The organism is Shimia fortis, assembly GCF_040225985.1.
Lineage (GTDB): Bacteria > Pseudomonadota > Alphaproteobacteria > Rhodobacterales > Rhodobacteraceae > Shimia.
Genome location: NZ_JBBPEU010000005.1, coordinates 52,237 through 64,782, shown reverse-complemented (window position 1 = coordinate 64,782; position 12,546 = coordinate 52,237). Strand labels below are relative to the sequence as shown.

Annotated in this window: 10 protein-coding genes; 3 read left to right on the top strand and 7 right to left on the bottom strand. The window is 58.2% G+C overall.

Going from position 1 to position 12,546, the window contains the following annotated elements; translation table 11 throughout:
• From WNE31_RS09575 to WNE31_RS09565, 3 genes are all read right to left on the bottom strand, one after another.
• A complete protein-coding gene (locus WNE31_RS09575) occupies positions 1-1,755 on the bottom strand; it encodes a SulP family inorganic anion transporter (protein WP_349979522.1) in 1,755 nt (584 codons plus the stop codon).
• 123 nt (positions 1,756-1,878) lie between these two features.
• Positions 1,879-3,552: a bifunctional protein tyrosine phosphatase family protein/NAD(P)/FAD-dependent oxidoreductase gene (locus WNE31_RS09570; protein WP_349979521.1), complete on the bottom strand. Its 1,674-nt coding sequence runs from the start codon at positions 3,550-3,552 to the stop codon at positions 1,879-1,881.
• A gap of 15 nt (positions 3,553-3,567) precedes the next feature.
• Positions 3,568-3,786 carry a YgaP family membrane protein gene (locus tag WNE31_RS09565; RefSeq protein ID WP_349979520.1) on the bottom strand — a complete coding sequence of 73 codons (219 nt, stop codon included), beginning with the start codon at positions 3,784-3,786 and terminating at the stop codon, positions 3,568-3,570.
• A 207-nt stretch (positions 3,787-3,993) separates the two neighbouring features.
• On the opposite strand from WNE31_RS09565, the gene mutL reads away from it, so the two are divergent.
• The 3 genes from mutL to WNE31_RS09550 all read left to right on the top strand — a co-directional run bounded on the left by mutL (position 3,994) and on the right by WNE31_RS09550 (position 7,510).
• A complete protein-coding gene (mutL, locus tag WNE31_RS09560) occupies positions 3,994-5,871 on the top strand; it encodes a DNA mismatch repair endonuclease MutL (protein ID WP_349979519.1) in 1,878 nt (625 codons plus the stop codon).
• A 51-nt stretch (positions 5,872-5,922) separates the two neighbouring features.
• Positions 5,923-7,074 (top strand): DNA recombination protein RmuC, encoded by a 1,152-nt coding sequence (locus WNE31_RS09555; protein ID WP_349979518.1) that lies wholly within the window; start codon positions 5,923-5,925, stop codon positions 7,072-7,074.
• A gap of 109 nt (positions 7,075-7,183) precedes the next feature.
• Positions 7,184-7,510 (top strand): DUF3775 domain-containing protein, encoded by a 327-nt coding sequence (locus WNE31_RS09550; RefSeq protein ID WP_349979517.1) that lies wholly within the window; start codon positions 7,184-7,186, stop codon positions 7,508-7,510.
• Positions 7,511-7,567: 57 nt separating this feature from the next.
• Here WNE31_RS09550 and WNE31_RS09545 read toward each other — a convergent pair whose 3' ends face one another.
• From WNE31_RS09545 to WNE31_RS09530, 4 genes are all read right to left on the bottom strand, one after another.
• Positions 7,568-8,710, bottom strand: a complete 1,143-nt coding sequence (locus WNE31_RS09545) for a saccharopine dehydrogenase family protein (RefSeq protein WP_349979516.1) — start codon at positions 8,708-8,710, stop codon at positions 7,568-7,570.
• Positions 8,711-8,720: 10 nt separating this feature from the next.
• The gene (locus WNE31_RS09540) at positions 8,721-9,776 is read right to left on the bottom strand and encodes a saccharopine dehydrogenase (protein ID WP_349979515.1); all 1,056 of its coding nucleotides are present in this window, start codon (positions 9,774-9,776) and stop codon (positions 8,721-8,723) included.
• A gap of 98 nt (positions 9,777-9,874) precedes the next feature.
• Positions 9,875-11,173, bottom strand: a complete 1,299-nt coding sequence (locus WNE31_RS09535; RefSeq protein ID WP_349979514.1) for a M16 family metallopeptidase — start codon at positions 11,171-11,173, stop codon at positions 9,875-9,877.
• On the bottom strand, positions 11,170-12,510 hold the full coding sequence (locus WNE31_RS09530) for a M16 family metallopeptidase (RefSeq protein WP_349979513.1): 1,341 nt from the start codon (positions 12,508-12,510) through the stop codon (positions 11,170-11,172). Before WNE31_RS09530 ends, WNE31_RS09535 begins: the two co-directional genes overlap by 4 nt.
• Positions 12,511-12,546: the final 36 nt, after the last annotated feature.

Here is a 12,546-nt window from a genome sequence, read left to right as displayed (position 1 = left end):
CTAGGCGTTCGCAGGCATGCGATCATCCGGCGTCAGAGCCACCATCGCATCATACTGCGACAGGAACACACGTCCGGACAGTTCTTCAATGAAATGGCTGCGTTCGAGCCGGTCCATGACCGGGCCCTTGACCTCGGACAGGTGCAGGGAAATCCCCATCTCGCCCAGCCGTTTGTTGATCTCTTCAAGGCTTTCCAGCGCGCTCATGTCGATCTCGTTCACCGCAGAACACATCAGAACGACATTCTTGATCGGTTCGTCACAGCCAACCCGCGCCAGCAAATAATCCTCGAGGAACCGGGCATTCGCGAAGTACAGGCTTTCGTCGATCCGCAGTGATACCAGCGTCGGATGTGTTTGCACGTTGTGTCGTAGAATGTTGCGGAAATGCTGAGTGCCGGGCACCAAACCCACCTCGGCCACATGCGGGCGAGAGGTCTTGTAGAGGAACAGACCCAGCGACAAAAGTACACCCGCAGACACGCCAACCTCGACCCCGAATCCCAGGGTAAGGAAAATCGTAGCGGCCACCGCCGAAAAATCGACTTTGGAATAGGTCCATGTCTTGGGCAGGATCGAAAAGTCCACAAGGCTCAGCACCGCGACGATAATCGTGGCCGCAAGCGTCGCCTTGGGCAAAAAGAAAAGTAAGGGCGTCAGCAACAGCGCCGCGAAGGCGATGCCAACGGCGGTGAAGGCACCAGCAGCGGGTGTTTCGGCCCCGGCGTCAAAGTTCACCACGGACCGCGCAAAACCGCCGGTCACAGGATAACCACCGGAAATCGCCGCCGCGATATTCGAGGTACCAAGACCGACAAGTTCCTGATCTGGCACGATGCGCTGGCGTTTCTTGGCGGCGAGCGTTTGCGCAACAGAAACAGACTCGACAAAGCCGATGACAGAAATCAGCAGGGCCGAGACAAACAGCGAAGACCAGATTTCCCCCGAGAAACTGGGCAAAGACAGTGGCGGTAGGCCCATCGGCACCTCGCCGACAATCCGCACACCCTTGTTTTCCAGATCAAAGCCCCAGACTGCAAGCGTTGTGGCCGCGACGGCGGCGACAGGGCCCGCCTTTGCAATGATATCGGCAAGGCGGGGCTTCATGCCCGTGGCCATCAGCAGGGGTTTCAACCCCTTACGCACCCAAAACAGGAAGGCAACGGACATCACTCCGATGACCAAGGTATAGAGGTTGGTCTCGCCGATATGGGCATCCAGAGAGCGTACCAGTTCAAACAGGTTATGCCCATGCGCATCGACGCCAAGGATATGTTTTAGCTGGGACGTCGCGATAAGGACGCCGGACGCTGTGATGAAGCCGGCGATCACCGGATGCGACAGGAAATTTGCCAGAAACCCAAGCCGGAAAAGCCCCATCACTGTAAGGATCAACCCCGACATGAAGGCAAGGGTGATGGCGGCTGCGGCGTATTCAGCCGTACCTTGCAGGGCAAGGTTTCCAACTGCTGCGGCAGTCATCAACGAAATCACAGCCACCGGACCTACCGCTAGCGCACGGGATGTCCCGAAGATCGCATAGGCTACCAGCGGCAGGATCGAGGCGTAAAGCCCCATCTCGGCGGGTAGCCCGGCCAACAAGGCGTAGGCGAGCGACTGCGGGATCAGCATAATCGTGACAATGACCGCAGCCACAAGGTCAGAGGTCAGCGTATCCCGGTCATAGGTCCTGGACCATTGCAAGATGGGCAAATACCGCTCGAGATTGGCACGGGTCGCGTTGGGAGTGGCCATGGGTCGATCCTGTATGGCTGACGGGGCGTATATCGATGCCTTATATATTCAAACTAATGAATAAGTGAAGAGTTGAAATGACAGATAAGCGAAAAGGGCGCCTAAACGAGCGCCCTTTCCATATTAGCTGGCCGAAACCTTTTCGGGTTTCGCCATCCATTCTTTGCCCCGCAGCATGGCCTTCCAGTAGACCGGTGGCAAAATCTGTTCTTTCAGGATCCAGGCGGCGCGAGTGGGTTTGGTGCCATCGATCACCCATTTCGGGAAACTCGGCAGCAATGCCCCGCCATATCCGAATTCGGCCAGCACGATCTTTCCGCGCTCGACGGTCAGCGGGCAGGACCCATAACCGTTGTAGATCGCCGTCGGTGACTTGCCCTCGATATCATCAACAAGGTTCTCGGCCACGATCGGCGCCTGCACCCGAGCCGCGGCCGCGGTCTTGGCGTTAGGAGCGTTCATGACATCGCCAAGCGACCAGATGTTGTCGAACTCCTTATGGCGCAGCGTGTTCTGATCAACATCCACCCACCCCGCTGCATCCGCCAATGGCGACACACGGATAAAGTCCGGTGCGGTTTGCGGCGGACAGACATGCATCATCTCAAAATCTACGGTGACAGTGGAGACGTCCTCGTCCGGCTTGGCGACCTCGAACGTGGCCAGCTTTGCCGCGCCATCGACTGCCACCAGATTGTGAAAGAAGTTCAGACCTGCATCATAGCGTTCCACATATTCCATCAGGGCCGGCACATAGTCTTTGACCCCGAACAACACGCCACCCGCGTTCATGAACTGGATATCAATGTTCTTAAGTACCCCCATGCGTTCCCAGTTATTGGCGGAAAGATACATCGCCTTTTGGGGGGCGCCGGCACACTTGATCGGCATCGGGGGCTGCGTGAACAGGGCACGCCCTTGCTTGACCCGATTGACCAGCTCCCAGGTATAGGGTGCCAGATCATAGCGATAGTTCGAGGTCACTCCGTTCTTGCCCAGTGTCTCGACAAGCCCCTCGACCTTGTTCCAGTCGAGCTTCAGACCCGGGCAAACGATCAACCGGTTGTACTTGACCACGCGACAGCCATCCAAGATGACCGCATTGTCCTTGGGTTCAAAGGCGGCGACGGCGGATTTGAGCCAATGCACACCTTTGGGGATCAGCGACCCCATGGTCTTGGCCGTGGTTTCGGCATCGAAAATGCCGCCCCCGACCATGGTCCAACCCGGTTGGTAGTAATGGATATCCGCCGGATCGATCACCGCGATATCCAAACTGGGTTTACGCATCTTGAGCGACGAAGCCACGGCGATACCGGCCGCACCTCCACCGATGATCACAACATCAAAGGCCGCGTCCGCGGTGTCCGTGGGGGTTTTGCCTCCGTTCACGATGCGACGTACCACGCCAGCCATATCGTATCCTGCTCCCTTCGTAGCGGCGAGAATGTCTGACGGTTGCATCGTCGCGGCCTGCGCCAAGGACCAGAGCGTGGCCGACCGCGTGCCTGTGCGGCAATAGGCAAAGATCGGCCCCGGCAGTTCCATCATGGCCGTGCCAAAAGCGGCGGCATCTTCATCCTGAACCTTGCCCGACACCACTGGCAGGTATTTGCATTCTAGCCCCAACTGCCTTGCGGCGGCTTCCACCTCCTCAAAAGTCGGCTGGTCGGCCCCTTCTCCGTCGGGGCGGTTGCAGATGATCGACCGAAATCCCATCTCGGCAATCGTCTTGACATCATCCGGCAGGATCTGTGGCGATACCGAAATCTGATCTGAAATCTTTCTGGCTTCCATCGATGCAATCCTCTCTCAGAGTTGGCGGCGGCAGGTAGATATGCCGAGAACACGGTAGATCGGGCAAAATTTGAATGCGGAAGTTCCGGCCAGAACCAGCCCGACAACAATCGTCCCGAACGTCAAAACAACACTATCCCAGATTGCCCATGCTGTCACAAAAGGCAGCAAAGAAAGGACAACGCCAACCACGAGACGGATCAAACGATCCAGGTTTCCCGCGTTTTCGCTCATGTCAAATCTCCGGCTCAAAGGTGCAAAGGGGTTGTTGCGTCGAATATATTCAAAATAGTGAATGATCTGTAGATGGGTTGTGCGGGCATGTTGCCACAGGCACGCAGGCATGGCATCCAGACCTTGCGGCGGGCATCCGCACCCTTGGTTGTGTTTTCGCCGAATGGCGGTGGCAGAATCGAACGGCCCTGTGCTAGGTTTTGCGGTATGTCTACGCCGAACCCCAAAATAAGCGAAAACCGACCTATTATTCGTCAACTAGACGATGCTGCAATCAATCGGATTGCCGCCGGTGAGGTTGTGGAACGGCCGGCCTCGGCGGTTAAAGAGCTTGTCGAAAATGCCCTTGATGCCGGGGCGCAGCGGATCGAAGTTGCCTATGCCAACGGCGGCAAAACGCTGATCCGGGTCACGGATGACGGATGCGGGATCGCGGGCGAGGATCTTCCCCTGGCGCTGTCGCGTCATGCAACGTCCAAGATTGATGGCACGGACTTGCTCGACATCCACACATTCGGATTCCGTGGCGAGGCCCTGCCATCTTTGGGGGCGGTTGGACGGCTCTCGATTACGTCGCGCGCTGCGGGTGAAGATGCGGCCATGATCTCGGTCGAGGGCGGCAAACTCGGCGCGACCAAACCGGCAGCCCTGAGAAGCGGCACAATCGTCGAGCTACGGGACCTGTTCTATGCCACACCGGCCCGCCTGAAATTCATGCGTTCGGATCGCGCAGAGGCGCAGGCGATCAACGACGTGGTCAAACGTCTTGCCATGGCCGAGCCGTTTGTGGGTTTCACCCTGCGCGATGTCTCGGGAGGGGGTGAAGGCCGCGTGGTTTTCCGGGCCGACGCCGAAACCGGGGACATGTTCGACGCCCTGCATGGCCGTCTTGCCCGCATCATCGGGCGAGATTTTGCGGAAAACGCATTGCGCATCGACGCGACGCGGGAAGACCTGCATCTAACAGGCTATGCCGCGTTGCCGACCTATTCGCGCGGTTCCTCTGTGGCCCAGTATCTTTTTGTGAACGGCCGCCCGGTGAAGGACAAACTTCTGATCGGGGCATTGCGCGCAGCCTATTTCGACTTCCTCAGCCGGGACCGTCACCCGGCCGCGGCGCTCTTCATCGAATGTGACCCGCATCTTGTGGACGTGAACGTCCATCCCGCCAAATCCGAAGTGCGGTTCCGCGACCCCGGCACGGCACGGGGCCTGATCGTCAGCGGCCTGCGCCATGCTCTGGCCGAGGCGGGCCATAGAGCCTCGACCACGGTTGCCGGGGCGACTCTCGGGGCATTTCGCCCCGAAGACCCGAGCCGACCAGCGCGGGTGTACCAGATGGACCGCCCCTCACAAGGGGCCCGTGCCGCAGCCTTTGCTGCGCAAGCCCCGTTACACGAAGCGGGATTTGCCGAATTCGCACACAGCTACACCGCGCGGGTCGAGTCCGATCCGGAAACCGCGGCAGAACCTGACAGCGAAGCCCCTGCGCAGCCCGCCAGCGCGCTGCCCTTGGGCGCTGCGCGCGCGCAGGTTCACGAGAATTATATCATTGCCCAGACAAATGACGGTATGGTGATTGTCGATCAACACGCGGCGCACGAACGTCTGGTGTATGAACGGCTGAAACGACAAATGGCTGAAAACGGGGTCGCGGCGCAGGCTTTGCTGATCCCCGAGATCATTGAACTGTCAGAAGGGGACGCCGCAAGATTGCTTGCCGCTTCAGAAGACCTTGCCAGATTCGGGCTGACGCTGGAACCGTTTGGTGGGGGGGCGGTGGCTGTACGTGAAACGCCCGCCATCCTAGGCGAGGTAGACGCCCGCGCCATGGTGCTAGATATTCTGGACGAGTTGGATGACCAGGGCGAAAGCCTTTTGGTACAGACACGTATCGAAGCGATCCTCAGCCGTGTCGCCTGTCACGGATCAATCCGGTCGGGCCGGCGGATGCAGGCCGACGAGATGAACGCCTTGCTGCGCGAAATGGAGGCAACGCCGCATTCCGGCCAATGCAACCATGGCCGCCCCACCTATGTCGAACTGAAACTGGCGGACATTGAAAAACTGTTTGGCCGCAGTTGACGGCACAAGAAAAACAAGAGCAGAGGATCCCGTTATAGGGATAGGTCTAAAATGATGACACTTGGCGCATATACATTTGGGCCGCTGGAGCTTGCAGCAATCGCAATTGCTGCGGTGATGATCGTATTGCTGATCATGGCGGTGCGGGCTGCGGGCCGCTCGGCGCGGGTTGCCGCCCCCTTGGCGCACCAGATCGGTTCTCTGGGGCAACGCGTCGAATCTCTTGCCGCAGGACAACAGCAACTGGCAGGGGGCTTGACCCACGTCGCCGAGACACAAGCCGCATCGCAGGCCAATTTGCTGCAACACATGGAACAGCGCCTTGCGCAGGTCAACCAGCAAATGAACGAAAACCTACAGGGGTCGTCGCGCCGCACCGCGCATTCCTTGGGTGAATTGCAGGAACGCCTGAAAACCATCGACAAGGCGCAGGAAAATATTACGAAACTTTCTGGCGACGTACTCTCGCTGCAAGACATCCTGTCCAACAAGCAGACCCGGGGCGCCTTTGGAGAGATCCAGCTGAATGACATTGTGGGCAAAGCCCTGCCCCGCGACAGCTACGCCTTGCAACAAACGCTTTCGAACGGAAAACGGGCGGACTGCCTTATCAAGTTGCCAAATCCTCCGGGACCAATCGTCATCGACTCGAAGTTTCCGCTGGAACCCTACGAGGCCCTGCGCAATGCCGAAACCCAACATCAGTTGAACGAAGCCGCGCGCGCGCTTCGCACGGCGGTGCGTGCACATATCAAGGCTATCTCGGAGAAATACATCCTCGAAGGCGAAACAGCCGATGGTGCCCTGATGTTCCTGCCGTCCGAGGCGGTTTATGCCGAGTTGCATGCCAACTTTCCCGAACTGGTGCGGGAAGGATTTGCGGCGCGTGTCTGGATCGTGTCGCCCACGACCTGCATGGCGACACTGAACACCATGCGCGCCATTCTCAAGGACGCACGGATGCGCGAACAGGCCGGGGCCATTCGACGCGAACTGGGATTGCTATACGCCGATGTGGAGCGCTTGGGCACACGGGTCGAGAACCTTGATCGGCATTTCGGACAGGCCGCAAAGGATATCTCGGAAATCAAGATCAGCGCCGACAAGGCGGGCCGGCGTGCCCGACGTCTGGACAATTTCGACTTTGAAGAGCTTGCCCCGGACGAGGACAAAGTGGTCCCGATTGCGAAACCGGACCTCTGATACCCTGTCTCTATGACAGTGCTGCGCAAGAATTGGGGTTGAGAGAGATCAAGGACGATGCGCATAATACTTGGCGTAATAGTCCTGTAGGCAATGACGGAGGATCGACATGCTCGAGATTACACCATGGAAAGTGGCGCAGGTTGTGTTGATGTCCCGCGAACTGGACCGTGCCGAAGGCGAATTGCGAGGCTTCATCGAGCGGCTGAATGAAGACGAACAAGCCAGCCTTGTCGCCGTTATGTGGATCGGCCGCGAAAGCTTTGCCGCAGATGAACTGGCCGAAGCAATCTCCACGGCCAAAAACGAGGCCACCGCGCCAACGGCAGATTATCTGCTGGGGTCGCCGCACCTGTCCGATCATCTAGAAAACGGAATGGACGAGTTGGGTATTTCCCTGACAGATGCCGAGGATGAGCTTGTTCGCGGCGGGTAAATTCCGGTTTGACTTGAATTGAAAAGGCCACGCACAAAGCGTGGCCTTTTATGTTTGTCAGGACAGGTGATCTACGATTTCCAAGTGTTGGGCCAACCGATCTATTTCGTCCAGCCAGCGGGTAAACAGCTTGGGGTCGCTTGGGGCCGCGTGGACACCTGCGGCGATCTCGCGATTCAAAACCGACTCGACCGCAAGGGAAACCGGGACGGAAACCAGCCGGGCCATGGCGGTGCCCCGCTCGTCCCCCCAAGCGTCCATTACGTAGGTTTTGTGCCAGACCTCAACACCCTCTTTCTCGGCCTTGAGCCCCACACACAGAACAACGCGATCCGGTTCGCCTTCATCATAGGCGTTCTCGTCCCAGAACGTGTCAGACATTTCCTTCAGGCGCGCATCCCCTTCGGGGCCAGTCAGAGTTTCGATCTCTTTGAACACGTCATCCCATGCTTCGGCCCAGCCATTCAGGCGCAGTGTCCCGCGCACGAATTCTTTCACGGTCCAGTTCGGATCGAACTTGTAGTCCTCCATGAACGGGATCGAATCCCGGTTGGGATACACCTCAAAGCTCTCGGGCGAGGGTAGCGGCGCGATATAGCGCGAGATCGCATCCCATGGACGCGCCACATCCAGTGGGGCATGATCTCGGATCGACCGCGAAGGGGACCGCAACGCCTTGAGCACACCAAGAGGCGACCAGCTGAACTTGTACCGGAAAGGATTGGGGGTCTTGGGGATACCGCCGCAATAGGAAATGAACGAGAGCGTATTCGCCACGTCATAGGCATCAGATGCCCTGTAGTCCGCGACAAGGCGGTGCGCCATAAGGTGGTCGATCCCTGGGTCCAGACCAACTTCGTTGACCAGAACAACACCGGCCCGGCGCGCCTTGTCGTCAAGCGCGCGCATTTCCGGCGCGATATAGGACGAAGACACGAAATGGGCGCCCTTTTCTATGCAGAGCTCGGCCAAAGGCACGTGCCAATCCCCCGGCAGCATTGAAACGACAATATCGCCCGCAGACAACTCGGCACCCAAAGCGTCCAATTCGAAGGCTTTGATTTTGTCTGTAAGGTCGCCAATCGCATCTTGGGCCTTTTCAACGGTCCGGTTCCAGACCGTGACCTCGTGACCCGCTTCGATCAGGCGGCGCAGTCCGGGAATGGCGGAAAGGCCTGTGCCACACCAGTGAATAGTCATGTTCGCCTCCTCAAAGGTCTTTGCTGTGTTGAATGAAGTCCGCTTCTGCTCGCTTCCAGACACCCGCGCCCAAATCGTCAAGGGTCATCAATGTCGGCAACAGTTGCTCTGCATAGTCCTGCGACGACTCGACAGGCAGCAGCGAAGGCAGGTTGTCGATCGCCATGACATCCAGCACCGGCGCGTCATGTACCCGCACCGCAGGTGAGTCCCACGTAGTCGCGGTGTCGTACACCGGCACAGGATTGTAATCGCTGTCAGGATCACAAGCCACATCGCCGATGGCGGTCAGTTTTCTGTCTGCAGTTTTGGCCGATACCGGAACAAAGACCGGCGTACCCGGGCGTGCGAAAATACAGTTCATGAAGATATCATGCTGCAAGATTTCCGGGAAAGGCCCGCCGCTTGCGGTTTCTGCAATGTCCCATTTGGTGACACTGACGCCAAGGGTTTCCAAAAGGTCTGAAGCCCCGGTTCCTACCCGTCCCAAAGCACCAATCACGATCGCATCTGGCATTTGCGTCTGTAACGAATCCAGATCCGCCCCCAAATCATCCAGAAGATCGTCCTTGCTCTGGTACACCCCGACGGGGGCACACAGACCGCCGGATTGTTGCGCTACCCATGTCTTGAGCGTTACCGCCGCCCCTGCATATCCTGCCCAGTACCCAAAGGCCGCAACCCGCCGTCCGGTTTCATCGACCAGATACTCCAGATCGAAGAGCGTGCCTCCGCCAGCTTTGAACCGTTTGAGCAAAGCCACACCGGAATGTTGCCCTTTGAAGGCATGACCGAACATGATGTGACGATGCGGTAAGGGAGTGCCGTCCTCGGGCAGTTCTTTCAACCCGAAGATGATCGCATCTGCTGGCGCATCAGGCCAACTGTTCTCGACGGCGATTTCGCACCCCGCAGCGCGATACCCGTCAATAGGAATGGCCCTGACTGAGCTTTCTTCGACCGTGACGCGAATCCCCTTGTCCAGAAGCGCCTTGGCCCCTTCTGGCGTAAGGCCGACGCGCTCTTCATTTGGCCGCTGTTCGGCCCGCACCCAAAGATGAGTCATGACATGTTCCCCTCGTTGACAGGGAAAATGTAAATCAGCCCGCTTTGTGAAAGACAAGACCGGGGCTACAGCAAATCCGCGGCAGGCTTGGTGGCGTCTCACACCCCTCTGGGTTTACCCACGATGACGAAGGTGAGCGCATCCGGCCGCAGCAACTCGCGCGCGACGCGGTTGATTTCCTCAAGCGTGACGGCATTCACCTTGTCGTTGCGCGTGTCGATATAATCGATGGGCAGGCCCTGCACCTGCATCCCGACCATGATCTGCGCAATCGCCCCATTCCCGTCGAATCGCAGCGGATAGGCGCCGGTCAGCAAAGCCTTGGCCTTTTCCAGTTCTTCCGGTGTGACGCCCGACTCGGCCATACGCGCCCATTCTTCCTTGATGACGCGCACGGCTTCGCCAATCCGATCATTCGCCGACGCCACGCTGCCCATGTACAGTGCCGCAAGATCCTTGGGCACAAGGTAGGAGTACACTCCGTAGGTAAGCCCCCGCTTTTCGCGCACCTCTTCCATCAGGCGACTTTCAAACCCCCCGCCTCCAAGGATCGTGTTCAACAGGTAAGCGGCAAAAAAATCATCGTCGTCGCGATCCATGCCCGGCTGGCCAAAGACAGCCACGGATTGCGGCGTATCAAAGTCCACGACTTCGGTGCCGCCCCCCAGAACAGGTGTGACCTTCGGCGGTATCGGCGCCCCAGTGTCCGGAAGATCACCCAGCAAACCGTCCAGCATCGGCCCAAGATCTTCGGCCGTGATATCGCCCACGACAGACACAAACATGCGGTCCTTCGCCATGGTCGCCTTGTGCGCGGCCACGATATCTTCGCGTGTCAGGGCCGCAACGCTGTCCGGCGTCCCAATAAGGGGTGACCCATAGGGATGATCCCCGAACGCCATTTTCTTGAACGTCCGGCCTGCGATCTTGTCTGGGTCCGTTTCGTTCGACCGGATCACGGACATGACCTGCCCCCGTACACGTTCGATCGCCTTGTCCGTAAAGGCAGGTTCGACAAGCGACTTGCGCAAAAGGTCAACCGCCTGATCGCGGTTCTCGCTCAGGAAGCGCGCCGAGACAGAGACAACATCGTCCGACACATCATAGCCGAATTGTGCCGCGAGGTTCTCGGTAGCTTTCGCAAACTCCCGCGCGTCCAGATCGCCTGACCCTTCCTCGAGCAGCCCTACCATCAGGTTGACGGCCCCACGTTTGCCGGGCGCATCCAGCGATGCCCCGCCCTGGAACCGCAGTTCAAGGGCAATGAAAGGAATAGAGGGTTCTTCAACCAGCCAGACATGGATACCGCCGGGCGAAGTAAACTCTTCAATCGCCACACCGGCTCTGGCCGGCAAGGCCACCAGAAACAGAAAAAGAACTGTCAGAATCCGGATCATTGGGTCATCTCCGTCTGATGGGTTGCCTGCAACCAGCCCGTGACCGACCGCCGGTCATCAAAAACTTCGCGTGCAGCTTCCATGATGTCTTCTGGTGTTACCGCCTGCAGCACCTCAGGCCAGGCTTGCACATCTTCAACTGTCAGCCCCGACGTCAAGGCGCGGCCATAACGATTGGCCAGAGATCCTACATTGTCTCGGGCATAGATTTCGGACGCCCCAATCTGCATCTTGATCCGGTCGAGATGCTCTTCGTCGACGCCATCACGCATGAACTCTGCGATCACGGCATCCATGGCATCTTCGGCTTCTTGAAGGCTCACGCCTTGGGCGGGCACAATCGTGAGATCAAATGTCGTCCGATCAAGTGACGTGCCGCTGTAGAACGCACCCGTGTAAACGGCGAGCTTTTCTTCGAATTGCAACCTGTCAGCCAACAGCGACGTGGACCCGCCGCCAAGAAGCTCGGCCAGCATGGTCAGGGCGGCCGCAGTTTCCTGATCCCCCGGATCACGTTCTTTGGCCAGATACGACCGCGTCACATAAGGCTGCGACACGCGCGCATCATTGAACACCATACGCCGCGCCGATGTTTGCGGCGGCTCGCTGGGGCGGACGCGGGGTTCGAGATCGGGGTTGGCAGGCAACACGCCATAGTACTTCTTGGCCAACTCTAGAACATTGTCCGGTTTGACATCGCCCGCAACGATCAGGATAGCGTTATTTGGCGCATAGAACTGTTTATAATAGGCAAGCGCGTCTTCAAGCGACAGGGTCTCCATCTCATGGCGCCACCCGATGATAGGCACACCATACCTGTGGTTCAGATACTGCGCGGCGTTCAACTGTTCGCGGAACAATGCTCCGGGGCTGTTTTCGACGCGTTGGTTACGTTCCTCAATGATCACGTCCCGCTCGGTCAGGATATCCTCTTGATCAAGGCGCAGGTTGACCATCCGGTCGCTTTCCATCTGCATCATCAATTCCAGACGATCCGAGGCAACCCGCTGGAAATAGGCTGTGTAGTCATAGCTGGTGAAAGCGTTGTCCCGCCCGCCATTGGCGGCAACAGTCGCCGAAAACTCTCCCGGCTCCATATTTTCTGTGCCTTTGAACAACAGATGTTCAAGGAAATGGGCCACGCCTGACACACCGGGGGTTTCATCCGCAGAACCCGAACGATACCACACCATGTGCATGACAACCGGGGCGCGGTGATCTTCGATGACGACAACGTCCATTCCATTTTCCAGTTGGAAAGTTGTCACGATGTCCCTTGCCTGCGCTGGTAAAGACGCCATGAACGCAAAAGCAATAGCGATGAGAATACGCGGCATCAGATGTGCCCTCCGAGATTCAGCCATAGAAAATAG

Bases quoted from the DNA above. Each gene is read 5' to 3' on its own strand.
- WNE31_RS09545 (WP_349979516.1), bottom strand. From the start codon at position 8,710: ATGACTATTCACTGGTGTGGCACAGGCCTTTCCGCCATTCCCGGACTG.
- WNE31_RS09530 (WP_349979513.1), bottom strand. From the start codon at position 12,510: ATGCCGCGTATTCTCATCGCTATTGCTTTTGCGTTCATGGCGTCTTTA.
- WNE31_RS09550 (WP_349979517.1), top strand. From the start codon at position 7,184: ATGCTCGAGATTACACCATGGAAAGTGGCGCAGGTTGTGTTGATGTCC.
- mutL (WP_349979519.1), top strand. From the start codon at position 3,994: ATGTCTACGCCGAACCCCAAAATAAGCGAAAACCGACCTATTATTCGT.
- WNE31_RS09535 (WP_349979514.1), bottom strand. From the start codon at position 11,173: ATGATCCGGATTCTGACAGTTCTTTTTCTGTTTCTGGTGGCCTTGCCG.
- WNE31_RS09555 (WP_349979518.1), top strand. From the start codon at position 5,923: ATGATGACACTTGGCGCATATACATTTGGGCCGCTGGAGCTTGCAGCA.
- WNE31_RS09540 (WP_349979515.1), bottom strand. From the start codon at position 9,776: ATGACTCATCTTTGGGTGCGGGCCGAACAGCGGCCAAATGAAGAGCGC.
- WNE31_RS09575 (WP_349979522.1), bottom strand. From the start codon at position 1,755: ATGGCCACTCCCAACGCGACCCGTGCCAATCTCGAGCGGTATTTGCCC.
- WNE31_RS09570 (WP_349979521.1), bottom strand. From the start codon at position 3,552: ATGGAAGCCAGAAAGATTTCAGATCAGATTTCGGTATCGCCACAGATC.
- WNE31_RS09565 (WP_349979520.1), bottom strand. From the start codon at position 3,786: ATGAGCGAAAACGCGGGAAACCTGGATCGTTTGATCCGTCTCGTGGTT.